Origin of the sequence: Nonomuraea sp. B10E15, assembly GCF_039871615.1 — a bacterium.
Taxonomy (GTDB): domain Bacteria; phylum Actinomycetota; class Actinomycetes; order Streptosporangiales; family Streptosporangiaceae; genus Nonomuraea.
Map to the genome: position 1 here is coordinate 13,359 of NZ_JBDPMB010000032.1, position 25,159 is coordinate 38,517.

Sequence of the window (25,159 nt, forward strand, 5' to 3'; positions counted from 1 at the left end):
CCGGGCAATGGCACGGCCTTGACCATTCGGGTAGCCCAAGAGGGAGCATCGTGTCCTAAGGGGATGGCCGCGAGCTGCGAGAAAGGGAGCGGTCGGCCAGGAAGCAGGGGGCGGTGCCGGCCTGGCCGCACGCATGCGAAGGGCGGCGGCCAGGCTCCGGCAGGTGCAAGGTTGCCCCTTTCCGCTGACGATCTAGAAGAACCGGAACGTGGTGTCCGGCTTGGGCAGGTCGAGCTTCCCGGGACCGCGGAACTTCGTCGTGTCCTTCGGGACGTCCACCAGCGGCGTGCCCAGCATGAGAGGCACGCTCACGCTGCTCCTGGACAGGTCGACGGTGACGTTCGCGCCGGTGCCGGTCTCATCGCTGTAGGTGGAGTCGGTGCCGGCCAGCACGAGGCCGATCCTGTGTCCCTTCTTGAAGGTGTAGTCCTGCGGCAGCGTCAGCCACGTGACCGTGCCGTAGGTGCCCGGCGGCAGCGGCGTGGCCTGGCTGAGCGAGTCGCGGTTCTGCACGTCGATCCAGCCTCGGGCGACGATCTCCAGCGGGCGGGTGGCCACGTTCGTGACGACCTTGCGGTAGCAGGCGTCGTCGGCCGCGGTGCTCTCCCCGTGACAGTCCTCCTCTGCGAGATCGGTGATGCCCTCGTTGGTACGCCAGTCGACGCGGGAGTCCTCGCCGAAGTCCACCAGCAGTGCGGTCAGGTTGGAGGTGGGCTTGTCCAGCTTGACCCGCAGGTCGGCCGTGGGAGTGCCGGACAGGCGCAGGTCCTGCGACAGCTCGCCGGTGGTGAACGCCACCCGCCCCGGGTTCGCCGTGCCCACGTCGGCCACCATGTCGGTCTCGCTCATGGCGACGTCCTTGAAGGACGCGGCACTGTTCGCCGCGGCGGGCTTGGAGCCGAGCGAGCCGTCGGCGGCGGGGTAGAGCGACGTCTTGAGCGCGGACGGCGCCGGCCAGTCGGACTGGGTGATCCACTGCTTCGGGCTGACCTCGACGTCGGCGCGGGGCTCGCCGGTGATCCCGTTGCGCACGCCGTGCAGCCAGTGGTCGAACCAGCGGTGCAGCGTGTCCACCCACAGCCCTCTGCGGCCCTCGAAGTCGAACGGGTCCACGTGTCCGGTCTGGCCCACCCAGATCTTGCGCGGCACGTTCCTGTCGGCCAGAGCCTTCCACCAGGTCGAGAAGTTGTCGGGCTTGACGTTGAGGTCGTTGACCGTGTGCGCGACGAAGACGCTGGCCCTGACCTTGGAGACGTCTCCGAGCAGGCCGCCGATGTAGTCGCGCTCGGACCAGAAGTCGTTGTAATCGCCTGTGTCGTCGGCGTCCTCGGCGTCCATCCTGTCGCGTACCTGCTGGCACTTGGCCTCGGGGTCGGTGTCGACGTGGTTGGCCAGCCCGGCGGCGTAGTCGTAGTTGTAGACGACGCCATTGGATCGCTGGTATTTGTACCAGGAGCTGATCGCCGAGATGGGCACGATCGTCTCCAGACCCTCCACCCCGGTTGCCGCGACCGCGTTGGCCAGGGTGCCGTCGTACGATTTGCCGATCATGGCGGCTTTGCCCGTCGTCCAGTCCGCCACGACCGCGCTGCCGTCGGCCCTGAACGCCCTGGCACGACCGTTCAGCCAGTCGATGACCGCCTTGCCGCCCAGCACGTCAGCTTTGCCGCCGATGTCCGGGCAACCCTCCGACCGGGTGGTGCCGAGCATGTCGACGTTCAGGACGGCGTAGCCGCGAGGCACATAGAAGTTGTCATAGAAGAGCGGAAATTTCGTGACATTTCCGGCGGCGTCGTAGGCCTTGTGCTCCGACTCGTTCCCGCGACCCGAGTTGTCGTAGTACGGGCTCTCGTCGATGACCACCGGCACCTTGAGCCCCGGCCCGGACTCCTTCGGCCGGATGATGTCCACCCGCACCTTGTCAAGGTTGCCGTCGAGATCGCTGTCGACCGGCGACTCGACGTACACGTGCTCGCGGACGGCGTCCGCATAGGAGAAGACCGGCTGCGTACGGCCGTTCTCGATGGTGATCGCCGGACCGGCTGTCGCCTGGGCCGGGATCGGGATCGCGAGGGTGAGCGCGGCGGCGATCAAAGCTGTGCGTAATGATGACATACATGACCTCCGAGGCAGTTGAGTGGTAAGTCAGGGAGTCAGGCAAGTAGTTCGCGAGGCGGCAAGATCGGCAACCGCGGCTGTTGATCACGTCCCGGGGGAGCAAACACCCTCCAGGTCTTCAACGTCAACCCGGGAGCGGGACCGAACGGTCACTGGCCGATGGACGAAGGCCAGGTCGGGGGCCGGCCCGTACCGGGGACGCTCGGCCGCGGCCAGGCGGCGGGAGCAACGGCCGAGTTATGACCGGGCGAGGTGGACGAGGTGCGCGTCTACGGCCGCGTCATGGTCGCCGACCTGGTCGCCGGCGCCATCACCAACGAGGTCCGGGTGGCCGAGCGGGTGCGGAAGCCGCCTGCGGCGATCGCCAGACGGCTGGAGGTCCCGGCCGGGGCGTAGACTCGCGCGCCGCAGTGCAGGCATCGCTGAGCATCTGTGGACTGTCAGTTAACGACATGGCGGATGTTGATTCGGCATGCTTGGACAGCCAAGGAGTCATGTCCCCTATCTGGTCGTGGAGAGCTTTGTCATGCGAGTACGGAAGACGCTGGGCGCCATGGCCGTGGCGGTGGTGGCGGCGGCCGGTGTGAGCACGACCGCCGGGCCCGCCGGGGCCTCGTCGCAGGCGGCCACCGCGTCAACCTCCACCGCGTCAACCTCCACCGCGTCAACCTCCACCGCGTCGGCCTCCGCTCGCTTTTACTGCCGGTTCGGCGGCCGCGGCAAGGCGCCGAAAAACCTGACGATCTACGAGTCGACGGTTTTGATCAGCAACCCCGTGGGCGGGATTCCCAAGGGCAAGGTGTACAACTGCGACTACGGGGTGACCGGCAGCAAGTACACCATGTGCGGCCGGACCTGGAACCGATGGGAGTACGTCAGCTACAACGGCAAGAAGGGCTACATCGTGGCCGCCTGCGCCAAGCCCGCGAGTTAGCCCCACTCCCCGGACAGCGACGGCCGTGCGCGGCGCCGTCGGCCGTCACCGCGGCGCTGAGGTCGGCGAACGTGCTGACCGTCAGGCTGACGTCGCCCGTGCCGGTGCCTTCGGGTCGATGATCACCATGTGGATGCCGGGCGCGGTGCTCCCCAGCTCTCATTCCTGGGCGGCGCAAGAGTCGCCGTCGGAGTCGCTGCACAAGGGGGTCCGGCGCGAAGGCAGTTGTGCGTGTGGAGAGGCTGGGGCCGGCACCGCGATGGTCTGGCTGCGGTCGTTTTTGAGCTTCGGCCTGAAATGAAGCCGAGGGTGATTGCTTGATCGCCTCCGAGCACACCATTCCCGACCTGCAGGACAGCAGCCCTAGTCGCTCCGGGCACGCCGCCGCCGAGACCCGGAAACTCCCCTCGCGCTCTAGCAACCCGCCCCTCAAAAGAGGCTGTCACTAGTCCTGGAGTGATACCCCGATTGTGGAGCCGATGATCGCGTAGTCGGAGAGAGTGGCCTGGTTGTCGACGGGGCGCGGCTGCGACGGAACACCGCCCGCTGTCGAAACGTGCCCTTTTGCGTCGCAGTGTCATGCCTTGCCCGCGTTCGAAATGCCCGATAATGCCGCCCGGTGTTGTGCCGGACCAGTGCCGACGAGCACCCAACGAGCAATCGTGCGACGGTTGGCATCCCTTGACCATGCACTTCTCGGCTGGCCGGGCAGTGCGGGCTACGTGAATGTCGCTGGTGCGGACCGCTGGTCACCAATTGCCGGTCACTCGGTTGTGAGGCCCGCGTCGTTGAGCCGCTTGATGAGGCTGGGCTTGCCCTGGTGCCGTTCCCGGAGGTGAGTGAGGCGCTGGGTGAACGGGCCGACGTGCTTGTCGCGCAGGGCCAGGGCGTGCAGGTCACGCAGGAGCTCGACGGCCAGATCGTATTCGCGAGGCTTCTTGGTGCCAATGGAGGTCTCCACCACGTCCCACGCGGCGTCGAGATCCTTGGCAAGCTGGTTCAGGCGGAGTTCCCTGGCCTGCCGTCGCTCCTGTTCCTGGCGGGCCTGTTCTTCGGCGCGCCGGCCCGCCTCCTGCTGATCGCGTACGTGGCGGCGGGCGGCGGCGGCGTCCAGCAGTTCGGCGACCGTCCGATCTGTTTCCACCTCCTGGCCGGTGGTTCCGCCGCCGAACTCGCGCAGCAACTCCCACCGGACCTTCGCGCCGTCTTCTTCCATCACCCGCAGCAGCAGTGCGTCCTTACGCTTGGCCGGCAGAGTGCCGATCCAGGCGGCCAGGGCCTTTTTATCGTGCTGTACGGGTTGCACGGGCGGGCTGGCTTCGGCGGCGGCTGCGAGCAGGTCGTGGTCCAGGCGCAGGAAGTCGGCAAGGGCCCTTTGCGGCGCGCTGAGCGAGCCCAGCCCTGGTGGGACGGGTGGCTCCAATATGTCCTCGTCGTCGTAGTCGAACGCGTCCTCGTCACGCTCCCATGTCCCGTACGCCGACAGCCAGGCCAGATAGAGCGGCCGCAGGTCGCCGGCGGCCAGTTCGGCGCGGATGCCGACGATGGCCGACAGCGAGCGTTCGACGTCGTCCTCCCAGTACTCCTCTTCGGCTTCGCTGGTGAAGTCGAGGACGAGGTGTCCGCCGCTGGTCCAGGTGTTGACCTGCTCGCCTACGCAGTAGCGTTGGGCCTGCTCGTTGTCGAGCATGGCTTTGGGCAGGCGCAGCATGATGCGGTGGGTGCCCCAGTTGGCCAGGTACAGGTGGGCGTCGTAGTAACGCTCCATCATGCGGGACGGGTCGCCGTGGAAATCGCCCCAGTGGTACTCGTTGGTGAAGCTGGTGGCGGTGATGTGGGCCCGGGTGGACAGGGCGCGCACTTCGGCCTGCTGCTTGTCGGTGAGCGGCCGGTCGATGGCCAGGAACTCGTAGTACTGGTATTCGCTCATGCTAACCCGGCCCAGCGGCGGAAGGCATGGATCCATTCGGCTCCGGTCGGTGGCGGGTCGGGGAGCGGCAGATCGAGGATGCCGATCGCCTGCTCGTGATCGCCGTGGCGGCAGATCGCCACGATGCCACTCCCGAGTGGGAAGTCGATCGCGGTGACGGTGACCTGCAGGCCGAGCACGGTGGTTTCGAACGGCACCGCCAGGCTGTCACCGATCATCACATGGAATCCGGAGAGCTGCTCGTCATCGTCGTAGGCGTCCACGATCGCTCGCTCAATCAGTTCATCCAGATGATCGTCAGGGGGGCGGCGAGTCACAGCAGCACACAATACCCCGGCGAGGGTGGGGGAGTTGTGGACTCTCAGGGTGGTGCAAGGGTGATGTCGGTGTGCGGGAAGTCTTCACCTTTGAAGAGCAGGGGCTGGCCGAGGTCTTTGGCGAGGGCGTAGGCGAAGCAGTCGCCCATGTTGAGCTTGGCCTTGGAGTTGTTGCCCTTGCCGTAGATCTGGTAAGCCCGGCGCGCGATTCTGGCCTGATGGGGCGTTACCGGCTCGATAATGAGGCCCATCTCGTCAACGAGTGTGTCGAAGGCGTTGCGCATGGCCGCGCCACGGTTGTCCGCCACAATGGCTGCTTCGACGTAGTTGACGGCCGAGATGCGACACACGGCTGCGGCGATGGCGTGGGCGAATTGGGTGGCCTCGGGCTCGCCGTTGATGACGGCGATGATGGCACTGGAATCGATGATCACGCGGGAAGGCCGGTTTCCGGGTCATACAGATCATCAACAGACAGGCGATCCCGACCGAGGTGGGTTCGCATACCGGCGGCGACATTCAAGATGCGTTCGGCTCTGCCGGCGGCTTCGGAACGGCGTTCCAGCGCATCCAGACGGCGTTCGAGCACTTGAGCGGCATGCTGGGTTTCCTCGGCCAACCGGATGACCCGGCGGGCGAGGTCATGAATGGGCTCGTGTTCGAGGTCCACGCTCACCGTCGCTCGACTCCTTCCGTGGTGGCGCCTGTGTTGCACCTTCAGCGTAACTGGTGGCCGAGCCTCACTCACGTCGATGGGCGGTATCCGTCCGTGCCACACAGGTTCTCTTCGAGTCACGGGTTCTTCTCGGGCAGGGTGCCTGCGGCGGCATGCCAGGCTTCCCAGATCTCGGGGCGGAGTCTGCCGCGGTCGGCGACAGGGAGTCCTTGTTCGCGAGCCCACGCGCGCACCTGCGATGCGGTCGGTTCCTGGCCGGTTGGCCGGGCGATCTCTGGCGGAGTGGGGATCGAGGGAGCGGCGGCGGTCGGTGTGTGTCCGCCTGAGTCGGATGCTGTGGTGGTGAAGCCGAGGCGGGTGAGGGTGCGGCGCCGCTTGCCGTACATGCGTTCCAGCTGTGGGACCTGTGCGTCCAGATAGTCGTGCACCTCGACGTCGTGCTTGACGGCGGCATCTCGCATGATCCGGCCGACGTGCTGGATCACCTTTCCTTTGAACGAGATCGGCATCGCGAGGAACAGGGCGTCCAGCCGGGGCAGGTCGAACCCCTCACCCGCGCCGCTGAAGGTCAGTGACCTCACGTTGGTGAGCACGTACCGCCCCAAGGTCGAGCACTGGATCATCCCGCGACTGGGCGCCCATCGGCTCGACCGGCTACGCCCGGAACACCTTAACGCCTTCTACGCCTATCTCGCCAAGCAGGGTCTCGCCCAGAACACGATTCTTCAGATCCACCGGATCCTCTCCCGTGCGCTGAAGATCGCAGTGCGCCGAGAGAAGGTCGCCCGCAACGTCTGCACGCTGATCGACGCTCCCACCGCCGAAGGCGTCGAGATCGAACCGCTCGACGCCGACGAGGCCCGCGATGTCCTTGACGTGGCCAGCCGCCAGAGGAACGGAACACGTTGGTCCGTGGCGCTGGCTCTCGGTCTTCGGCAATGTGAAGCGCTCGGTCTTCGCTGGAAGTACGTGGACCTCAAGAGAGGTGTTATCCGCGTCTTCTGGCAGATCAAGCACCAGCGTTATCGCCACGGCTGCAAGGACCCGCACGCCTGCGGCGATCGGCTCCACCGCTACCCGTGCCCGAAGGACTGCCCCAAGGCCAAGCGCACCTCCGGCCGCAAGCACGTGTGCAATAAGGCAGGGCAGAAATTCTGCCCCCCCCCGACTGCACCAAGCACGCGCCCTCCTGCCCCGAACGCGTGGGCGGCTGGACCTTCGTGAAGCCCAAGGGCAAGAGCAAGCGAACCGTCATGATCCCGCCCCCGCTGATCCCGCTCCTCAAGCTCCACCAAGAGGCTCAGCGCGCCGAGAAGGAAGCGGCGGGGGAGCGGTGGCAGGACTATGACCTCGTCTGGTGCCATCCGGACGGACGACCCATAGACGCCGGCCAGGACTGGGACGAATGGAAAGAACTCCTTCGCCTGGCCGAAGTCGACAAGGACGCCCGCGTCCACGACGCCCGCCACACCGCCGCAACACTCCTCATAGAACAAGGGGTGGACATCAGCGTGGTTCAGGAGATCCTCGGCCACTCACAACTGACCACGACGAAGCGCTACACCCACATCACGGCGACACTCTCGACCGAAGCAGAAGCCCGCATGGGCCGCGCGCTCTGGGGATAACTGCAACTGAAAATGCAACCGGGCGGACTTTCTGATCATGAAGATCGGGGAGTCCGCCCAGGTCATTCGGGTAGGGCGCCCGGGGCTCGAACCCGGAACCTACGGATTAAAAGTCCGCAGCTCTGCCAATTGAGCTAACGCCCCCAGCTACAGCAAGGGTACAGAGATTACCGTCCTGTCCGCGACGCCTCCATCATCGGTAGGCGGCCAGCCCGGTCAGCGCTTCCCCCAGCACCAGTGTGTGGATCTCCTGCGTCCCTTCGTACGTCAGCACACTCTCCAGGTTGTTCATGTGCCTGATCACAGGGTACTCCAGGGTGATCCCGTTCCCGCCCAGGATGGATCGGGCCTGGCGGGCGATGTCGAGGGCGGCGCGTACGTTGGCCAGCTTGCCGAAGCTGATCTGCCGGGGTTCGAGGCGGCCCGCGTCCTTCAGCTCGCCCAGGTGCAGGGCGGTGAGCTGGGCCTGGGCGGCGCCGACGTACATCCAGGCGAGTTTCTCCTGCGTCAGCTGGAACGCGCCGATCGGCTTGTCGAACTGGACGCGGGTCTTCGCGTAGTCGACGGCCGACTCGAGGCAGGCGCGGGCGGCGCCGACGACGCCCCAGACGATGCCGTAGCGGGCTTCCGAGAGACACGACAGCGGGCCCTTGAGGCCGGTGACTCCGGGCAGGGCGGCGGAGGCGGGCAGGCGGAGGTCGTCGAAGTAGAGGGAGGAGGTGACGGAGGCTCTCAGGGAGAGCTTCTTGTGGATCTCGGGGGCGGTGAAGCCGGGGGTGGAGGTGGGGACGACGAAGCCGCGTACGCCTTCGTCGGTCTGGGCCCAGACCACGGCGACGTCGGCGATCGAGCCGTTGGTGATCCACATCTTGGAGCCGTTGAGGATCCAGTCGGATCCGTCCTTCTTGGCGTACGTGCGCATGTTGGCGGGGTCGGAGCCGTGGTCCGGTTCGGTGAGGCCGAAGCAGCCGATCGCCTCGCCGGCGGCCATCCGGGGCAGCCACTCCTCTTTCTGCTCTTCCGAGCCGTATCGCCAGATCGGGAACATCGCCAGCGAACCCTGGACGGACACGAATGATCGGAGCCCGGAGTCACCCGCTTCCAGCTCGCGGCAGGCCACGCCGTACGACACCGCGTCCGTGCCGGCGCAGCCGTAACCCTCCAGGTGCATGCCGAGCACGCCCAGCGATCCGAGCGCGGGCGCGAGCTCGCGCGCGGGGAAGGCGGCCTCCTCGAACCAGTCGCCCACGTGCGGGAGGACGCGGTCGGACACGAAGGACTTGACCGTGTCGCGGATCAGCCGCTGATCTGCGTTGAGCCGGTCGTCCAGGCGCAGCAGGTCGTCCATCGCAGAGGTCCTCTCGTCGCGTAAGGGACTACCAGGGTTCTACCAGGGAGAATCCGGATGTGCTATCACCGGCCCCCAGGGCAGTCTTGAGGCATGAGCGATTACGACAACGTCAAGAAGCTGCGCAGGACTCACAAGGGCCGGATCGTCGCGGGTGTCTGCGCGGGCGTCGGCGAGTACGTCGGGATCGACGCCAACATGGTACGGATCGCGCTGGCGATCGCGACGCTGTTCGGCGGGCTGGGCGTCGGCGTGTACGTGATCGGCTGGCTCCTCATCCCCGACGAGCAGGCCGAGACCTCGATCGTCCAGGACCTGGTCAACAAGCAGCAGAACCGGAGCACGCACACCGACTGGAACAGCGGCGAGCACAAGCCCCAGCCGTGATCATGACGGTGCGCGGGCCTTACCACGAGACTCGGTCCAGACCATGGCGAGCACGGCGGCGCTGACCACCCCGGTCACCCCGGCCAGCGCGACCACCGGCTCGGGGCCGAGTCTCTCCGCCGCGAACCCGCCGACCAGAATTCCGATCCCCTGTACGGCCATCAACCCCGACTGGACGAGGCCGAACGCCTGGGCACGCCGTTCGGCCGGTACGTTCTGGACGAAAGCGGCGTTGGCCGCGAGCTGGTAGGCCCCGCCGATCCCCGACAACACCCATGCCGCGAGGACCACGGCCAGCGGGGGTCGCAGCGCGGTCACGATCAGGGGTGCGCAGCTGAGCATGGCCATCCACCCCATGAGCCGCAGCCGCCGCGGCGGCGACACGAACCTGCTGAACAGGAACGCCCCCACGACGGTCCCGGCGGGCATGGCGGCCATCAGCAGCCCGGTGATCACCGGAATCGGCAGGGCTCCGGTGTGGAGCGTGGCCGCGTACGGTGCGGCGAGGCCCTCCGGCAGGATGTAGAAGCCGCACAACCAGGCGAACAGGACGATCGTCCGCAGTTTCTTCGACCCGAACACGAGCCGGGCTCCGGCCACGGTCATGGTCCACATGGACGGCTTGCCGCTCTCACCGTGGGCGGCGGGGCGGCGGTGCACGCCGGAGGCCAGGATCAACGCGGATCCGAGGAACGTCGCGGCGTCGAGGGCGAGCGCGCGGTAGGGGCCCATGGCCGCGATCACGGCTCCGCCGGCCGCGAAACCGAGCATCTGGACGGCCTGGTTCGTCATGTTCTGCAGGGCCGAGCCGATGACGTACATGTCGCCTTCGAGCACCTCGGGCAGCAGCGCCGCCCGCGCCGCCGAGAACGGCGCGCTGAGCAGCACCACGAGGAACACCAGCGCGCACAGCGCCCAGAACGGCATGCCGGGCACGGCCATCGCGGCCACCAGTGCGGCCCTGATCAGGTCGCAGGCCAGCATGACGCCTCTGCGCGCGAACCGGTCGGCCAGGCCGGCCAGCAGCGGCCCGCCCACGATCGAGGGCAGGTAGGTCAGCGCGTAGACGGCGGCGGTGGCCAGCGCCGATTGGGTGCGGTCGTAGACGAGCACCGCGAGCGCGACCTGGGCGAGCTGGTCTCCGAGGAGCGAAAGGCCCTGGCCGTACCAGAGTGCCCGGAATTCTTTGATCGCGATGACTTCGCGATAGGTGACTTGTCGTCCTTCGGCACGCCGATGTCGTCCTGGCAGTTGTCGCGCCCGCATGGCCCCCATTGGACTCCGCTGTGCCTGACTCACTGTGTTCGGTATGTCACCTAAGGTTGCCGAACACAAGGGCAAGCCGCAACCCAAAGAAGTCAACCGGAAGCAAAGGGTTACCAGCCGAGCTCGTGCAGCCGCGCGTCGTCGATGCCGAAGTGGTGCCCGATCTCATGGACGACCGTGATGCGTACTTCGTCGATCACGTCCTCTTCCGTATCGCAGATCTGGCATATCGCATTGCGGTAGATCTCGATCCGGTCGGGAAGAACGGCCGAGTACCAGTCGCCACGTTCCGTCAGGGGGATCCCGGTGTACAGGCCGAGCAGGTTGGGCTCTGGTGGATCGTCGACGACCGTGACGACCACGTTGCTCATGGTGCGTGCGAGGTCTGAGGGGATCGTGTCCAATGCCTCGGCCACGAGTTCCTCGAACTTCTCCCGGGTTACCTCGATCACACTTGCCATTGTGCCCCGTCTGTCGGGTATGCAAGAAACGGTATGAAGTTCGTCCACTGGTCAAAGGCAGCCATCCGGTCGAGGGCCTCGAAAGCCGTCGCGGTGCTCTTTGTCGCCGCTGTGGGCGCCTGGCTGGGCATCTTCTTCAGTGGCACCGTACGCGCCGAGATCGGTCCCGTGGAAACGGGCATGTCGCTGCGGCCGGCGTGGAGCGGCGAGACAGTCGTGGACGCCAGCCCGCTCGGCACCCTCACGTTCCGTACGCACGCGGCCCCGCTCAGGCTGCGCATCACCCTCGAGAACATCGACCAGGACCGCGCCCGGGCCCTCATCGAGGACCCCCGGCTGGCCGACCGCCTGCCGGCGCTGATCGAGTCCGACCTGCTGGACGGCGTGCGCGCGCTGGTCATCCGCTCCCTGCTGTGCGCGGGCGCGGGGGCGCTGGTGGCGGTCCTGATGGTGTTCAGGAGGCCCCGCGTGGCGCTCGTGGGGCTGCTGGCCGCCTCCGTGGCGCTCGCCGGCACGGGAGCGCTCGCCGCGCTCACCTTCCGCCCGAACTCGCTCGTCGAGCCGCGCTACTCGGGCCTGGTCGCCGCGGCGCCGTCCCTCGTGGGCAGCGCCGAGTCGATCGTGACGCGTTTCGAGTCGTACCGGTCGCAGCTCACAAAACTGGTGACGAACGTCTCCAAGCTCTACGACACGGTCTCAACCCTGCCGCTGTACGACGCCGACCCTAAAACCATTCGAGTCCTCCACGTCTCGGACATCCATATCAACCCCATCGCCTGGAACGTCATCAGGTCGCTCAAGGACCAGTTCGCCGTGGACATGATCATCGATACGGGCGACATCTCGGACCATGGCACCAAGGCCGAGAACAAATTCGTCAACGAGATCGGCCGGCTCGGGCTCCCGTACGTTTTCGTCCGCGGCAACCACGACTCGATGACCACCCAGAAGGCGGTCGCGAAGCAGAAGAACGCCATCGTCCTGGACGACAAGTCCAAAACCGTCGAAGGACTGACCATCTACGGCCTGGGCGATCCCCGCTTCACTCCGGACAAATCCGTGCCCGTCTCCGCGAAGCCCGGCACCCTCGACGAATATGCCCGCTCCCACCTGCCCAACGTCGGCGAGCCGGACCTGATCGCCGTACACGACCCCGATGTGGCCGAGGGCTTCTCCGGAGCCGCCCCCATGATCCTGGCCGGCCACACCCATGACCGCAGGACCAAGATGTTCCGCTCCGGCACCCGCATGCTCGTCCAGGGCTCCACGGGAGGCGCCGGCCTGCGCGCTCTCGAACACGCCCAGCCGACCCCGGTCCAGGCCTCGGTGCTGTACTTCGACAAGGAGACGAAACGCCTGCAAGCCTGGGACGACATCACGCTCGGCGGGCTGGGGGAGCAGTCGGTCTACATCCAACGTCACGTGGAGGCCGACCCAGACCGTATGATTTCTCCAGAGCCGACGAACGCCCCGTCGCCAACGGGATCCGTCACTGGCTCGCAGACGCCGACCGCCGGTTCGCCGCTTTGGCATCAGGGGCAATCGTCCCCTATGCTTCAGAGGTCTCCGACGGAAGGCGACAGGGAATCCTGAGCCCCCATCGTCTAGCGGCCTAGGACACCGCCCTTTCAAGGCGGCGGCACGGGTTCGAATCCCGTTGGGGGCACAGCGAGCGCCTGGCAACACCGGAAAAACGGTTGGTCGAGGATCACCGGAAAGCTGGTAAGCTAAGCGAGCGCAAACAGCAAGAAACGCAAGGTCCTGTAGAGCAGTTTGGAGTGCTCGCCACCCTGTCAAGGTGGAGGTCGCGGGTTCAAGTCCCGTCAGGACCGCTCTGGGTCAGGTAGCTCAGTTGGTACGAGCGTCCGCCTGAAAAGCGGAAGGTCGGCGGTTCGACCCCGCCCCTGACCACCTCACACGACCAGGAAGAATGCCCCGTAGCGATCATCGCTCCGGGGCGTTTTCATGTCAGCTGACGGCAGCGTCGTCGTACGGTGCCCGTACCCGCGACTTCCAGGTTTCGCCGAGGCGTGGACACACTCTTACCGGTGCCCGACGGATCGGTCACCCGGCCGCCGGCCGACGTCGCCCCGGAGCATCGGAGTCATTGCCGTGTGCAAGCGAGGGCCATCGGTCCGCGGCCCACTCCGGCCAGCCCAGGCACCCCGGTGGCGGGTCGGGGATGTCACCGCCGCGGAGTTCGGCGGCATCTGGTGCCTGGAACTGCTCGCGCCATGCGTCGATGTCCGCCTCGCTCATCGGAAACGTCGTGTGCGGTGCGGTTGCCTGGCGGTGTGCGATCCGAGCGCGCTGGACGTCCTTGTCGGTGGGCAGGTAGACGACTTGGCAGGCTGCCCCGGACGATGTTGCCAGCCAGCGCAGTGCCGACCGTTCGTCGCGGCTCCAGAGCCCGAAGTCGAGCACGACGCTGGTGCCCAGGTGCAGCGCCTGCAGGGCTAGTGCGATGAGCCGTCCTTCCAGGATGTCGCGCTTGCCGTTGGGCTGCGACCCGTCGAACAGGGAGATCATCCACTCGTCCGGGGTGAGCCGCAGCGCGCGGTGCGTCGCGGCGAGTTCTTCGGCGAGGGTGGTCTTTCCAGCGCCGGGGAGCCCGACCATCAGGAAAAGCCTGGCGGGTTCGGGCCGCACGTCGTGGTTCGGCTTCGCTTTCGCGGTGGCTGCGGCCAGCTTGTCGGTGACGGCGACGAGTGCCTCGGACGCGCGAGAGAAAGGATCTTGGCGCATGGGATGGAACTGCTGCGACATGGATGTGCTCCTCGGATCACGCAGGACGATCCGGCAGCGCAGCGAGACACGCGATGGGGCTGCCGGCGGGACTCTGATCCGGCGGTACGCCCTGGCACTGACCCCAGCGGGGGCAGGCAATGAGGCCGCGGTTCACGGCAACCGCGATACCGCCGCTAGGCGGCGGCGCGGATGTTCACAGCGGCGAAGCAACCCATGCCGCCACTATAGGCGACAGCACCGGCATGGCCGTGGACCGCGGCTGACTTTGCCCCGTAGCACGGGCTGAGGAGTGAGCTCAGCGCTTGGCGAGGTTGTACTGGATGGTGTACTGCCGCGCTCCGCAGCAGCCAGGGTGACTCGGGTTCGGAGTCCGGATCCAGAGCTGCCCGAAGGCGCCGCGGCTGCGTACTTTGACCGTCCTCATGACCGAATATGCCTTGGAGCCGCCGTCGCAGATCTTGCCGTATCGGCCCCGCTGGGCCTTCCAGTCGTTCGCGTTCGCGAAGTATAGGTCAGGAAAGATGCATCCGCCCTTGGGGAAGCCGTTCTCGCGGATCACGATGGACCGCAGCTGCGCGGACTTGGAGGACTTGTAGGCCCAGGTGGTGGTCACCTTGATCGGGTACTTCCTGCCGCGGTGGTCCTTGATCGCGACATAGGTGATCACGGACTGGACCGGCCTGACCCGCTTGACCGAGCTGATTTTCTGGTCGGGCGCGGCGTGCGCGGCGGGCGCCATGAGCAGCCCCGCCCCGAGGGCGGTGGTGAGAGCCACTCCGATCATGGGAGCCCGGAGTCGCGTGAGGGGTCGCACTGATTCTCCTTCACCGTGCAAGGAATTTCTGCACGGACAATCATTGACCGATCGGAAGGCACTGTTGAGGAGTGCGGTCAGGCCGCCGGTCATGACGAATCATTTCTTTCGGGCATTCATTGAGTTTTGCGCCGACGAAACTCTATACGAGCTCGGTATATCCAGGGCACATGGCCGGCATACGGGCGCTGGATCCTGCGGAGGTCAGGCTTACGACAGTAGCCGTAGCGGTGAGGAAACGGAGCCTACAAAGCACCGCCGCGGCGAGAAGTGGCTCTATTAGGGAGCGCAAAAAAGCGCTTCAGCGCTTCGCCGCGCGACGCGACGTGATGGTCAGTTCCGCGTTAAAGCAGACCTATATCGAGCTCGTCTACCATCACGATCCATGCAGACGCCTCCGCCCCCAGGGCGCCCGCCGTACCCTCCGGGCCGGCAGGGCCAGCCAGTGCCGCCCCCGATGGGATGGTCACCACCACCTGCACCGGCCCCCAACCGGACACTCGCCGGTTGTGCCCTGGTCTCGTCAGTCGTGGTCGCGGTCGGCGGCTTCCTTCCGTGGAGCCAGACCTATACGGGGTCTGAGGGGTTCGAGGATGTGACCGGATTCGACGCTGCCCATGCGGGGCCGTTCCTTGTCGCGTGGCTGGGTGCCATGTTCGCGGTCACGGCGCTGGTCGCGGGCAGGACGACGAACGAGGCCGAGATCGTACCTGGCGTGATCGGCGTGATGCTCTGCGGGATCAGTTGGATGGACACCGTCAGGAGTTCTGACGAGCTCATCGTCAGGTGGGTCAGCGACGGGCTCTTCATCTCCATGGCCGGCTCGATCGCGCTGATCGTCATCGGCGTCATGGCGCTCGTCGAGAGCCGCCGAGGTAGGGCAGCCACCACAGGGCCAGCCCGCCGATAAGGATGAGCATCTCGAGGCCGGCGGCAGCATACGCGGAGACGGAGGTGCGCATGACGGCCAGTGGGCCAGCAGCGGCGCCCGGTCCACCGTGGTGAGCATCTCCCGCCATGGGACGGTCAGGTCGGCGTCGCCGTGCAGCTCATGCGTGACCTGGTCGGCGAGCGCCTGGAGCATACGGGGCCGGCGAAGCGGTCAGCGACGTGGCGCGCTGGTCGAAGAACAGGCGGGCGACCAGGTCACCCCGGGAACCGGTGCCGGACTTGGCGAAGATCGACTTCAGATGGTCCTGAACGGTGTAGGTCGTCATGTGAAGCCGGTTGGCGATCTGCCGGGTCGGCAGGCCTTGCGCGACGAGTTCGGTGACCCGTTTCTCCCGCGCCGTCAGGCCGTACATGTCGGCCAGTAGAGGCGCCATCTCTGCTGGTCGGGCCGCTTCGAGCAGCACGGCGACCGGCGCCAGCGGTCCCTCTCCCAGCAGGGACGCCCGGACGATCAGCCAACGGCCCGTACGGGTGCGGACGCGCGCCCGGGCCAGCCCGATGCCGGAGACCCGCATGCTGCCGTCGGCGATGGCACGAGCCTGGCCGGCGACGGAGCGGATCACGAGCGGCAGTCTGGTGCCGGCTCGTTCGCCGACGCCGAGTTCGTCGACCCAGTGTTCGGCCTCCCGATTGGCAAGGTCGACACCGTCGTCGGGATCCAGCACGAGCATCCCGGTGTCAGGGCGGTCGGCACAGGCATCATCCAGGAGGAGCGCCCGGCGCAGTCCGTCGGAGATCAACCCGGTCAGCGACGAGAGGAGCCGGACCTCGGGCAGCGAGAAGTGCGGGCTGCCCGTCTCGCGGAACACGGTGAGAGCGCCCCACGTACCGGTGCTGTTGGAGAGGACGATCCGGAGCTCGTCGGAATAGCCTCCGGGACGCCGGACCTCTCGCTGGCGGCGACTGAGGTCGAGATCGCCTGCGGTGGCCTCGCTCAGGCTCGCCGCCGCTGTGCGGGTGCGCACCATGTCGACCCACTTGGTGTAATCCGGTTCGCGCAACTCGATGTCGACGAGCCGGCTGATCGAGTCCGCGGTCAGCCCGTTCTCGACGAACTCCGCCGTCGGCAGCATGGTGGCCGGGTCCATGATCATCAGGCAGGTGCCCGCCGACGGCACCGCGACATCCAGGGCATCGCTCACCGCGCGCCAGTAGTGCTTCACGGACATGCCGCGATGAACCAGTTGTACGAGGTCGTCGCGGATCCGTCCGCGCATCGCCTGGTCGTGGACCATGGTCCAGCGTAGCCGGACCCCCAGAAATATGGGATACCCCCGAACACCGCGGTCGAGGAATGCTGGTCGCGTAAACGGGAGGAGTCACGATGGAGACCTTGCACGTCGGGCTGCGAGTCGCAGACCTCAGGCGACCGCCGGCGTTCCACGAGGCGGCCGGGAGCGTGCCCCGGACGCCGATCACATGTTCGACCTGCCGGACGAGAGAGGTGCCTGCGATGGCTGACGCGCCGCTCCGTCTGTACATGGCCATGTCCGTCGACGGTTTCATCGCCGGGCCGGACGACCGGGAGGGCCAGGAACTCGGGCGCGGTGGTGGGCGGCTGTTCAACTGGCTCGACGAGCGGAGGTCCGCCGGGGTCAACGGGCAGGTGTACCGCGAGGCTCTGGCCACCGGCGCCGTGATCTCGGGACGCCGGACGTTCGAGCTGGCGGGCAGGTGGCAAGGCGATCATCACGACGGCGTGCCGATCCACGTGCTGACCCACCACGTCGACGAGGGTGACGTGCCACCTGGCAGCGCGAAGTTCTACACCGACGTCAACGTGTGCGCCGCCGAGGCCAGGGAAGCCTCGCGAGGCCGTGCGGTCCTGGTGCACGGGGCGGGTGCCGCGCAGGCGTTGCTGGCGGCCGGTCAACTCGACGAGCTGGAGCTGCACCTTGTCCCCGTGCTGCTGGGAGGTGGCCGCCGGCTGTTCGAGGAGACGGGCCTCGGTCACATCGAGCTGGAGCCGGTCCGCCGGCTCGAAGGTCGCAACGCCACGCACTTGAGATACCGCATTGTTCGTTGAGAAGGAGATTCAGTGACGACCGTCGCTCTCGACAAGGTTCCCGCAGGGACCTGGACCATCGATCCGATGCACAGCACGGTCGGGTTCTCGATCCGTCATCTGATGGGCAAGGTGCGCGGAACCTTCGAGGAGTTCACCGGTTCCGTGACCACCGCCGCACGGCCGAGCGACTGCTCCGCGACCGCCACGGTCGCCATGAGCTCGGTGAACACCGGGGTCCGGATGCGTGACGACGACTTACGGTCCGCCAACTTCTTCGACATCGACCGGTTCCCCCATATGGTCTTCGAAGGTACCGGCCTTACCGAGAATGACGGGCTTTTCGAAATCTGCGGGAAGCTGATGATCCGCGGCGTCACGCGCGACATCGCCATGGGGGTCGAGTTTCTCGGTTTCGACGAGACCGGCCTGCAGGGCGAGCAGCGGATCGGCTTCTCGGCGGCGACGACGATCCGCCGCTCCGATTTCGGTGTGGGCGCCGTGGGGGAGGGCGAGAAGGTCGTCGTCGGCGACAAGGTCACCGTCCTGCTCGACGTCCAGGCCGTACGCTGAATCACGGTCTGCCGTCGCCAGGCATGCCTTCCACGTGCGGTGGCTCTAGCCGAGCGAGAGTATCGAGATGAGGATCAGCAGGAGCAGGAGCGCCAGCCCGCCGCCCGCGACCACCAGCAGGGCGATCATGCAGCCCTGGCCGTTCCACGGTTGGGGGGCGGGGCCGAGGGCGCCCCGGGCGTAGGCGAACACGGGGGCGCGGTATTCGATCTCGAACGCCATCCCGGGCTGGAGCCAGAGAGTGAAGTCCGCGGGGCCGATCTGTGCGGGAAGCAGGTAGGGCAGGTGGACGTGAAGGTGGTACTGGCCGGGCGGGAGCGGGATCACGTTGCGGCCCCACCGGCCCAGCATCGGCCGGCCGTTCAGGATGATCTTGGGGGTGATCATGGCGAGCATGAAGCCCATCCAGTGCCGCTTCACGTCGAGGACGAGCTGCGCCTGACCGCCGTGAGGGCCTGCCGGAGGGCCCCCGTGAGGCACTCCATGAGGGGCGGGTGGAGGAGGCTGGTTCCACGGGTGGTGGGGGCCGGGCGGATGCATGGCGGCCATGCTAGTGCTCTCCGGACCTTTCATGATCTCCCTGCACAAGGTTGCGAAGCGTGGTGAGGAGTGCGGGCATGCAGGTCCTGGTGCTGTCCGGGCCTCCGGCGGCGGGCAAGAGCACGGTGGGGCGGCGGGTCGCGGGCACACGCGCCCGATGCGCCTTCATCGACGTGGACGACGTGCGCCAGCTCGTGCTCGCCGGGATGGTCGCTCCGTGGGACGGCGCCGAGGGGCGCAGGCAGCGACGGCTCAGCGCGGTCAACGCGTGCAGCCTGGCCGCGAACTTCGTCGCCGCCGGGATGGACGTCGTCATCGCCGACGTGCTGAACGAGGAGACGCTCGCGGTGTACCGGGCGTCACTGCGGGACCTGCTGGTGGTGCGCCTGGAGGTGGCGTACGGGTGCGCGCGGGAGCGGGCCATGGGACGGCCGGTCCACCTCACCTGGGACGAGTTCGCGATGCTGCACCGGGAGCAGGAGTCGGTCGCCGGAGCGGATCTGTGGCTGGACACCACTGAACTGGCCGTGGACGACACGGTCGGGAGGCTGCTGGAGATGTGGGAGCCGGCGGGATAGCCGGTTCGCGGTGCGGCGGGAAGACGATCCTGGTTTGCGGCGAAGGATGGGTGACCTTTGTCCGCGACCCGGAGGCATGCTCATGACGGAGACGGCGACGTGACCGCCGACCTGGGCGAGCAAGTGACCGACGCCGAACTCGTCGCCCAGTACCGCAGGAACTCCGATCGGTTCACCGAGGTGCACGATCGGTACTTCCGTGACATCTACCTGTACGTGGCGGGCCGGCTGGACACGCAGGCCGCCGAGGACATAGCGGCCGAGACCTTTCTGCTGGCCTTCGACCAGCGGGACCGGTTCGACCCTGCACGCGGCGGGCTGCGGCCCTGGTTGTTCGGCATCGCCACCAACCTGGTCGCCAGGCACCGGCGCAAGGAGGCGCGCCACTACAGGGCGCTGTCCCGGATGGCGCCGGAGCCGGCGGCGGAGGGCCCCGAGAACAGCGTGGTCACCTCGGTCTCCGCGCAGCGTATGCAGCCACGCCTGGCGCAGGCGATGGCCACGCTGTCCAAGGGCGAGCGTGACGTCCTGCTGCTCGTGGCGCTGGGCCAGCTCGGCTACGACGAGGTGGCCCAGGCACTCGGCATCTCCCCGGGCACGGTGGGTTCACGGCTCAGCCGGGCGCGTGCGAAGTTCCACGCCATCATCGACAAGGAGTCCGTCCATGGATGACGAATTGAGGCCGCTCGCCACCGTGCTGGCCAAGCCCGAGCCGCCCCGCGAGGTGGAGCTGCGCAGCAGGAACCGGCTGCTGGCGAGGATGGGCGAGAGCCCGCGCCGGCGCTACGGATGGCTCGTGCCGGGGTTCGGCATGGCCGCCGCCGCGGCGGTGATCGCGCTGGTGGTCGGGGTGGCGGTGGTCGGCACGACCTCCGCGCCGGGCTCGGGCAGGGAGGTCCTGCTCGTGGCGGCCACGAGTGCGGAAAGCGCGCCCGAGGGCTCAGGAAAGTACTGGTACACCAGAGCGGAGGCGGAAGGCAGCGACCTGGTCGTGGAGAACTGGGTCAGCCGCGACGGCGGGCGCTGGTCCAAGGGCACGCCTGCCAATCCCCACAAGGTGGGGCCCGACCGGCCGCAACTGTTCGTCCTGGGGGACGCGGAGCTGACGTGGGAGGAGCTCCAGGCGTTGCCGGCCGATCCCGGGAGGTTGACGACCTGGATCCGCGAGACCCATGAACGTGAGGAGCTCACACCGGCGGCGGCCGAGGAGCTTGAGGATCTCGGCATGACGGCGGCCGATCAGGAGCGCTTCGCCGTCGTCCACAGGCTCGCTGCGCTGATCACGTCGATGCCGGCGCCTTCGGATGTGCGCGCGGCGGCATTCCGGGCGCTCGCCGACCTGCCGGGTGTCGAGAACCGGGGCGCGGTCGAGGGCGGCGAGGCCCTCTCGATCCCCACGAAGGTGGGGGAGATCAATCTGGTCGTGGATCCCGAGACCTCGCGCGTGAGCCGCGCCAACGTCGTCCAGGGCAACGACGGAAGCAGCCTGGGGAGCCGGAGCTCCTACCGGCTGACCGCCGAGTGGACGGATCACCTGCCCCGGTAGCGGAGGTACGCGCCCGACGCGGCCGGGTTCGTCTCCCTGCGGGCGGCGGTGACGAGCCCGGACGGCGCCGGGCTGACCCGGACGATCACCCGCGCCTACGCCGTCGGCTGAGCGGCGTCACAGCGGCCCGGACGTGCAGACCGCTCCGTTGAGCTTGAAGACGGAGGGCAGCACGTTCGGGCCGCTGTAGTCGCCGACGAAGCCGATCGAGGTCGACGCGCCGGTGGCGAGCGTGCCGGCGCCGGGTTCGTTGACGACCTTGACCTCGCGCCCGTCCTCCGTCCAGACGCCGCCCCAGCCGCTGCCCAGGCTCTGCCACGACCTGGGCCAGGAGAAGGTCAGGGTCCAGCCGTTCACGGGGGCGCCGTTGTTGGTGATGTCGATGGCGCCTACGTAGCCGCTGGCCCAGTCGGACTGGACGCTCAGCCGCGCCGTGCAGGAGCCGGTGGCGGGCGTCGTGGTCGTGAACGTCAGCGGCGGGGATGACCAGGACAGGCCGCCGCCGCTGTCGCGGGCGATCACGTTGACCGTGTAGCGGGTGCCCGGTTCGAGGTTGTCCACGGTGAACGACGTGCCGCCGGTCTCGCCGAGCTGCTCGGTGACGGCGCCGTGCCGGCGGTGCAGCTCGTACTTGGCGATCGGCCGCGAGCCGGCCGTGGCGCGCGGCCAGGTGATGGTGGCGGTGGTGGCGGTCACGGCGGAGGCGGTGGGTTGCCCGGGCGCGCCGGGGCGGCCGGACTCGGGTGTCTCCGGGTGCAGGACGAGCGTGGTCAGCGAGAGGGGCGGGAGGGTCTGGGCGGTGGCGCTGCCCGTGGTCGTGGTGGTGATGGACGTGGCGCCGTTGGTGTGGGTCAGCACGGTGGGCGGCCCGGCGGCGGGCGTGTAGCCCTCGTAGTCGATGGTCACGGGGTGGGACGTGCCGGACGAGGTGTTGATCAGCAGGACGGCGAGGTCGCCGCCGGGCCGGCGGACGGCGTGCGCGGTGACGGCGGGCTCGTCGGTCGCCGCGCTGACGAACTGGTCGCCGGGCCGGGCGAACGCGCTCGTCATCCGCAGCGCGTGGTAGGGCGCGAAGGGCGTGTTCAGCGGCGGCTCGCAGACGCTCCCGTCGGACGTGCAGGCCGCGCTCGACAGCAGGCCGAAGTCGCCGTAGTCGGTGTGCCCCTCGACCTCGGTGACGGCGCCGATGCCGTTGTGAACGTTCCACCAGTCGACCGTGAACACCCCGTTCGCCAGCAGCGTCGCGTAGGAGTCGGCGGCGGCCAGCGCGCCGGGCTGGGTGTTGGTGCCGTTGCTGCTCGAACCGGTGTTGAACTCGGTCATCGCGATGCCGATCCGGCCCGCGTCCGGCCCCGCGTGCCGGGCGATCTGCTCGCGGGTGAGCTGGATCATGTCGGGTACGTGGCCCGCGCGGTCGAGGGCGCCGGGATACCAGTGCAGGACCACGAAGTCGATCTTGGAGCCGGCGGCCGACAGGACGACCTCGTTCCAGCTGCCGGCGTCGCCCTCGGCCACGATCGCGTCGGGCCAGTTCGCGGGCGTTGTCAGCACCGCACCGATCTTGATGTCCGGGTCGACGGCCTTCATCGCGTCGGAGTAGGCGACGACGTGGCGGGCGTACTCGGCGGGGCTCTTGTCGGGGTGGTCGTCGGCCTCCCACGCGGCCCCGTAGTGGCCGTTGCCGTAGATCTCGTTGCCGATCTCCCAGTACGTGATGCCGTAGCCCTTGGTGACGTTGGCGTGCCGCACCCAGGCCGCGGCTTCTTCCGCCGTTCCCGTGCCGTAGTTGGCGGTCACCATCGCCTGGGCGCCGGTGCGCCGTACGCCGCGCATGAAGGTGTCGAAGTCGGTGTCTGGCGCGACGTAGCCGCCCGGGGCGGTGTGGTCGGCCCAGTGGTAGATGTCGGAGTAGGAGCCGCCGGGGTAGCGCAGCAGTTTCACGCCCGCGTCCTTCAGCAGGTCGGCTGTCTCGTCGGAGCCCAGGTGGGTGTCCCAGATGGCATGGTTGGTGCCGATGCCCGTCTCGGGGACGCCGGCGAGGGCGGCGCGCGCGTTGACGGTCACCTCGACGGGTGCGGCGCCGGCGTACGCGGTGGGGGTGTTGAGCGCGGTCAGCGTCAGCAGGAGCGCGGACGCGGCCCGCAGCAGGGTGGTCGGCATCGGTGCACCTCGCCCGTGGACAGTGGTCATCACTCGACGCCTCCTCCTGACCAGGAGGCAGCATGATCATGAGCGGCGGGCGGCGGGCTCGTCAACCGGCGATGAAACTTTCACCGGGCGAATGCACCATATGTGAGCATATGTGCCCTTTGGTGTGCATGTCATCATGGAGGACATGCTGGAGGTTGCCGGGCTGGGCGAGGTGGAGGAGCGGGCGTACCGGTTACTCGTACGGGCCGGCGAGGCGGATCTGACCGGGCTGGCCGAGGAACTGGACCTCACGCGGGAGGCCGCGGCCGCCGCGCTGGCGTCCATGGAGGGCATGGGGCTCGTCCGCGAGGTCGCGGGCGGCGCGGGCGGCGCGGGGCGCAGGTTCGCGCCGGTCGCGCCCGAGATCGCGCTCGGGCCGCGCCTGGTGCGGCAGCAGGAGACGATCGACTGGGCCCGGCAGGCGGTCGACCAGCTCGCCGAGGAATACCGCGCGAGCCTGCGCCGCAGCGACGCCGACCGGCTGATCGAGGTGCTGCCGAGCCGGGCCGCGCTGCGCGAGCAGGTACGCCACCTCCAGGACAGCGCCCGCGAGGAGGTCATGTACTTCTGCCGGGCCGGGCACGTCGTGATGCCGTCCACGGACAACACCGAGGAGCTCGAGGCGCTCGGCCGCGGCGTGGCCTACCGGGTCATCTACGAGCGGGCCCTGCTGGAGGAGCCCGGGATGGTGGCCAACGTGGCGTTCGGCATCAAGCTGGGCGAGCAGGCGCGGGCCGTGCGCTTCCTGCCCGTGCGGATGATGATCGCCGACCGGTCCACCGCGCTGCTCCCCCTGGTGCAGTACGCCGGCCGGACCACCGAGCCGACCGCCGCCCTCGTGCGCGGGAGCAGCCTGCTGGAGGCGCTGATCGCGTTGTTCGAGGCCCAGTGGGAGCGGGCCACGCCGATCAGGTTCCTGGAGGACGGGCAGGTCACCGACACCGCGCCCGGCTGCCCCCTGGACGCCGACGAGCTCTACCTGCTCTCCCTGCTGGTCGCCGGGGTGCCGGAGAAGTCGATCGCCAGCCAGCTCGGGCTCAGCCTGCGTACGGTGCAGCGCCGCGTCTACCACCTGATGCGGCTCGCGGGCGCGCAGACCAGGATGCAACTTGCCTGGCATGCGGCCCGCGAGCGCTGGTTGTGACTACTTCACCCCGTACACCCGGGTGACGGTCTGCTCGAACCGCTCGCCCGAGGCGCCGGTCGCGACGACCCTCAGCGACACCCCGGTTCCGGTCTTGCGATGCGAGACGAGCGCCTTGTACCGGCCCTGGCCGAGGGGGAGGAGCGGCCGCTTGCGCCAAGTCCTGCCGTACTCCCGCCCGCGTAGCCGTAGTGGCCGTCGGCGTCGACGAACTCGGGCACCTGCACCGACAGCACGTCACCCGTGCGGGTGGCGGCCGGGCGTACGACAGGGGCGAACCACCGCTCCCTGGCGATCTCGCCCGACGGCGACCTTCACCCCCTTGCCGTCGTACCCGTCCTGCCATGCCTGCGGCGCTCCCACCTGCGGGACGCTGTGCTCCAGCGACGCGGCGACCTTCCCGTCGAGCCAGATCCTGGCCAGCCCGTCGCGCAGCCGCGGCTCGCCTCCGCGAGCTTCGGCGCGCTCGGCTCCCCAGAGCACGGGCAGCGCGTCCTTGTCCGCCCGCAGGGTGCGCGCGTTGACGCTCTTCAGCGTGACGGCCTGCTTGCTCTCCTTGTACGCCAGGATCAGCGGCAGGACGTCGCTGCTCTCGTCGTCGTACCCCTGCTCGATCAGGTCGCCGACCGAGAACAGCCGTCGGTCCATGAGCCCCTGCGAGAGGTAGGGGACCATGTCGGCGGGGGTGACCACGAGGTCGCCGTTCTCCTCCTTGGTGAAGAACCTGACGTCCTCGCGGCCCTTGCCGGGCTGCACGGTCGCCGCGCTTGCCGCCCGCGAACTCCTGGACCGTCACCACGTCACCGGTGATCAACGTCACCCGGTGCGGGTCTGAGCCGGCCGCCGGCTCGGGTGCCGCGGCGTGCGCGGGCACCGGTACGGCAATCATCGCCAGGCCCGCGCCGACGGCGGCGAGGCGGGTGATCCATCGTATGAACGACCCGATCTGTCTGTGGGGGTGACCCGGGTTTCACTCGTTCAAGAGAATGGAGCATCGCGCCTGTT

General features: G+C 68.1%; 28 protein-coding genes and 4 tRNA genes. 16 read left to right on the forward strand and 16 right to left on the reverse strand.

Going from position 1 to position 25,159, the window contains the following annotated elements; all coding sequences use genetic code 11:
• Nucleotides 1-192: 192 nt before the first annotated feature.
• Nucleotides 193-2,115, reverse strand: coding sequence for a Xaa-Pro dipeptidyl-peptidase (locus ABGB14_RS45680; protein WP_347650155.1), 1,923 nt, complete (start codon nt 2,113-2,115; stop codon nt 193-195).
• Between the two features lie 255 nt (nt 2,116-2,370).
• Here ABGB14_RS45680 and ABGB14_RS45685 point away from each other — a divergent pair, with 255 nt between their 5' ends.
• Together ABGB14_RS45685 and ABGB14_RS45690 are read left to right on the forward strand one after the other, a co-directional pair.
• Complete coding sequence (locus ABGB14_RS45685; protein ID WP_347650156.1) at nt 2,371-2,514, forward strand: hypothetical protein; 144 nt, start codon at nt 2,371-2,373, stop codon at nt 2,512-2,514.
• A gap of 130 nt (nt 2,515-2,644) precedes the next feature.
• Nucleotides 2,645-3,052, forward strand: coding sequence for a hypothetical protein (locus tag ABGB14_RS45690; protein WP_347650157.1), 408 nt, complete (start codon nt 2,645-2,647; stop codon nt 3,050-3,052).
• Nucleotides 3,053-3,815: 763 nt separating this feature from the next.
• On the opposite strand, the gene ABGB14_RS45695 is transcribed toward ABGB14_RS45690, so the two are convergent.
• The 5 genes from ABGB14_RS45695 to ABGB14_RS45715 all read right to left on the reverse strand — a co-directional run bounded on the left by ABGB14_RS45695 (nt 3,816) and on the right by ABGB14_RS45715 (nt 6,568).
• Entirely contained in the window at nt 3,816-4,982 is a 1,167-nt protein-coding gene (locus ABGB14_RS45695; protein ID WP_347650158.1) for a hypothetical protein, read from the reverse strand.
• Nucleotides 4,979-5,245 (reverse strand): hypothetical protein, encoded by a 267-nt coding sequence (locus ABGB14_RS45700; RefSeq protein WP_347650159.1) that lies wholly within the window; start codon nt 5,243-5,245, stop codon nt 4,979-4,981. The genes ABGB14_RS45695 and ABGB14_RS45700 overlap by 4 nt, the downstream gene beginning before the upstream one ends.
• A 98-nt stretch (nt 5,246-5,343) precedes the next feature.
• On the reverse strand, nt 5,344-5,733 hold the full coding sequence (locus ABGB14_RS45705; protein ID WP_347650160.1) for a type II toxin-antitoxin system VapC family toxin: 390 nt from the start codon (nt 5,731-5,733) through the stop codon (nt 5,344-5,346).
• Nucleotides 5,730-5,975, reverse strand: a complete 246-nt coding sequence (locus ABGB14_RS45710; protein ID WP_347650161.1) for a hypothetical protein — start codon at nt 5,973-5,975, stop codon at nt 5,730-5,732. The genes ABGB14_RS45705 and ABGB14_RS45710 overlap by 4 nt, the downstream gene beginning before the upstream one ends.
• A gap of 116 nt (nt 5,976-6,091) precedes the next feature.
• Entirely contained in the window at nt 6,092-6,568 is a 477-nt protein-coding gene (locus ABGB14_RS45715) for a histone-like nucleoid-structuring protein Lsr2 (protein ID WP_347650162.1), read from the reverse strand.
• On the opposite strand from ABGB14_RS45715, the gene ABGB14_RS45720 reads away from it, so the two are divergent.
• Together ABGB14_RS45720 and ABGB14_RS45725 are read left to right on the forward strand one after the other, a co-directional pair.
• A complete protein-coding gene (locus ABGB14_RS45720; protein ID WP_347650163.1) occupies nt 6,561-7,199 on the forward strand; it encodes a phage integrase SAM-like domain-containing protein in 639 nt (212 codons plus the stop codon). The genes ABGB14_RS45715 and ABGB14_RS45720 overlap by 8 nt on opposite strands.
• The gene (locus tag ABGB14_RS45725) at nt 7,178-7,603 is read left to right on the forward strand and encodes a tyrosine-type recombinase/integrase (RefSeq protein ID WP_347650164.1); all 426 of its coding nucleotides are present in this window, start codon (nt 7,178-7,180) and stop codon (nt 7,601-7,603) included. The genes ABGB14_RS45720 and ABGB14_RS45725 overlap by 22 nt, the downstream gene beginning before the upstream one ends.
• A 71-nt stretch (nt 7,604-7,674) precedes the next feature.
• Here the strand turns inward: ABGB14_RS45725 and ABGB14_RS45730 are convergent.
• Together ABGB14_RS45730 and ABGB14_RS45735 are read right to left on the reverse strand one after the other, a co-directional pair.
• Nucleotides 7,675-7,747 (reverse strand) — tRNA-Lys (locus ABGB14_RS45730).
• Nucleotides 7,748-7,796: 49 nt separating this feature from the next.
• On the reverse strand, nt 7,797-8,951 hold the full coding sequence (locus ABGB14_RS45735; RefSeq protein WP_347650165.1) for an acyl-CoA dehydrogenase family protein: 1,155 nt from the start codon (nt 8,949-8,951) through the stop codon (nt 7,797-7,799).
• Nucleotides 8,952-9,044: 93 nt separating this feature from the next.
• On the opposite strand from ABGB14_RS45735, the gene ABGB14_RS45740 reads away from it, so the two are divergent.
• Entirely contained in the window at nt 9,045-9,338 is a 294-nt protein-coding gene (locus ABGB14_RS45740) for a PspC domain-containing protein (protein WP_347650166.1), read from the forward strand.
• On the opposite strand, the gene ABGB14_RS45745 is transcribed toward ABGB14_RS45740, so the two are convergent.
• Nucleotides 9,339-10,604 (reverse strand): MFS transporter, encoded by a 1,266-nt coding sequence (locus ABGB14_RS45745; RefSeq protein ID WP_347650167.1) that lies wholly within the window; start codon nt 10,602-10,604, stop codon nt 9,339-9,341.
• A 110-nt stretch (nt 10,605-10,714) separates the two neighbouring features.
• The gene (locus ABGB14_RS45750) at nt 10,715-11,056 is read right to left on the reverse strand and encodes a metallopeptidase family protein (protein WP_132518794.1); all 342 of its coding nucleotides are present in this window, start codon (nt 11,054-11,056) and stop codon (nt 10,715-10,717) included.
• A gap of 102 nt (nt 11,057-11,158) precedes the next feature.
• Here ABGB14_RS45750 and ABGB14_RS45755 point away from each other — a divergent pair, with 102 nt between their 5' ends.
• From ABGB14_RS45755 to ABGB14_RS45770, 4 genes are all read left to right on the forward strand, one after another.
• Nucleotides 11,159-12,658 carry a metallophosphoesterase gene (locus tag ABGB14_RS45755; RefSeq protein ID WP_347650168.1) on the forward strand — a complete coding sequence of 500 codons (1,500 nt, stop codon included), beginning with the start codon at nt 11,159-11,161 and terminating at the stop codon, nt 12,656-12,658.
• A tRNA-Glu gene (locus ABGB14_RS45760) sits at nt 12,659-12,731 on the forward strand.
• Between the two features lie 91 nt (nt 12,732-12,822).
• Nucleotides 12,823-12,897: transfer RNA gene (locus ABGB14_RS45765), tRNA-Asp, on the forward strand.
• A 5-nt stretch (nt 12,898-12,902) separates the two neighbouring features.
• A tRNA-Phe gene (locus ABGB14_RS45770) sits at nt 12,903-12,976 on the forward strand.
• Nucleotides 12,977-13,129: 153 nt separating this feature from the next.
• Here ABGB14_RS45770 and ABGB14_RS45775 read toward each other — a convergent pair.
• Nucleotides 13,130-13,831: an ATP-binding protein gene (locus ABGB14_RS45775; RefSeq protein WP_347650169.1), complete on the reverse strand. Its 702-nt coding sequence runs from the start codon at nt 13,829-13,831 to the stop codon at nt 13,130-13,132.
• A 277-nt stretch (nt 13,832-14,108) separates the two neighbouring features.
• The gene (locus ABGB14_RS45780) at nt 14,109-14,588 is read right to left on the reverse strand and encodes a hypothetical protein (RefSeq protein ID WP_347650170.1); all 480 of its coding nucleotides are present in this window, start codon (nt 14,586-14,588) and stop codon (nt 14,109-14,111) included.
• Between the two features lie 568 nt (nt 14,589-15,156).
• Here ABGB14_RS45780 and ABGB14_RS45785 point away from each other — a divergent pair.
• Nucleotides 15,157-15,537, forward strand: coding sequence for a hypothetical protein (locus ABGB14_RS45785; RefSeq protein WP_347650171.1), 381 nt, complete (start codon nt 15,157-15,159; stop codon nt 15,535-15,537).
• Between the two features lie 139 nt (nt 15,538-15,676).
• On the opposite strand, the gene ABGB14_RS45790 is transcribed toward ABGB14_RS45785, so the two are convergent.
• The gene (locus ABGB14_RS45790) at nt 15,677-16,813 is read right to left on the reverse strand and encodes a helix-turn-helix transcriptional regulator (protein ID WP_347650172.1); all 1,137 of its coding nucleotides are present in this window, start codon (nt 16,811-16,813) and stop codon (nt 15,677-15,679) included.
• Nucleotides 16,814-17,031: 218 nt separating this feature from the next.
• Between ABGB14_RS45790 and ABGB14_RS45795 the strand changes: the two genes are divergently transcribed.
• Together ABGB14_RS45795 and ABGB14_RS45800 are read left to right on the forward strand one after the other, a co-directional pair.
• Nucleotides 17,032-17,604: a dihydrofolate reductase family protein gene (locus ABGB14_RS45795; protein ID WP_347650173.1), complete on the forward strand. Its 573-nt coding sequence runs from the start codon at nt 17,032-17,034 to the stop codon at nt 17,602-17,604.
• 12 nt (nt 17,605-17,616) lie between these two features.
• Nucleotides 17,617-18,156: a YceI family protein gene (locus tag ABGB14_RS45800; protein ID WP_347650174.1), complete on the forward strand. Its 540-nt coding sequence runs from the start codon at nt 17,617-17,619 to the stop codon at nt 18,154-18,156.
• Nucleotides 18,157-18,201: 45 nt separating this feature from the next.
• Here the strand turns inward: ABGB14_RS45800 and ABGB14_RS45805 are convergent, their stop codons facing one another.
• Complete coding sequence (locus tag ABGB14_RS45805) at nt 18,202-18,696, reverse strand: hypothetical protein (RefSeq protein WP_347650175.1); 495 nt, start codon at nt 18,694-18,696, stop codon at nt 18,202-18,204.
• Between the two features lie 77 nt (nt 18,697-18,773).
• Between ABGB14_RS45805 and ABGB14_RS45810 the strand changes: the two genes are divergently transcribed.
• The 3 genes from ABGB14_RS45810 (at nt 18,774) to ABGB14_RS45820 (ending at nt 20,820) form a co-directional block, all read left to right on the forward strand.
• Nucleotides 18,774-19,274, forward strand: a complete 501-nt coding sequence (locus ABGB14_RS45810) for a hypothetical protein (RefSeq protein WP_347650176.1) — start codon at nt 18,774-18,776, stop codon at nt 19,272-19,274.
• 99 nt (nt 19,275-19,373) lie between these two features.
• The gene (locus ABGB14_RS45815) at nt 19,374-19,946 is read left to right on the forward strand and encodes an RNA polymerase sigma factor (protein ID WP_347650177.1); all 573 of its coding nucleotides are present in this window, start codon (nt 19,374-19,376) and stop codon (nt 19,944-19,946) included.
• Entirely contained in the window at nt 19,939-20,820 is an 882-nt protein-coding gene (locus ABGB14_RS45820) for a CU044_5270 family protein (RefSeq protein ID WP_347650178.1), read from the forward strand. Before ABGB14_RS45815 ends, ABGB14_RS45820 begins: the two co-directional genes overlap by 8 nt.
• A 117-nt stretch (nt 20,821-20,937) precedes the next feature.
• On the opposite strand, the gene ABGB14_RS45825 is transcribed toward ABGB14_RS45820, so the two are convergent.
• A complete protein-coding gene (locus ABGB14_RS45825; protein ID WP_347650179.1) occupies nt 20,938-22,980 on the reverse strand; it encodes a cellulose binding domain-containing protein in 2,043 nt (680 codons plus the stop codon).
• Between the two features lie 175 nt (nt 22,981-23,155).
• On the opposite strand from ABGB14_RS45825, the gene ABGB14_RS45830 reads away from it, so the two are divergent.
• The gene (locus tag ABGB14_RS45830; protein ID WP_347650180.1) at nt 23,156-24,154 is read left to right on the forward strand and encodes a helix-turn-helix domain-containing protein; all 999 of its coding nucleotides are present in this window, start codon (nt 23,156-23,158) and stop codon (nt 24,152-24,154) included.
• A 237-nt stretch (nt 24,155-24,391) separates the two neighbouring features.
• Here ABGB14_RS45830 and ABGB14_RS45835 read toward each other — a convergent pair whose 3' ends face one another.
• Complete coding sequence (locus ABGB14_RS45835; protein WP_347650181.1) at nt 24,392-24,910, reverse strand: hypothetical protein; 519 nt, start codon at nt 24,908-24,910, stop codon at nt 24,392-24,394.
• Between the last annotated feature and the right edge of the window lie 249 nt (nt 24,911-25,159).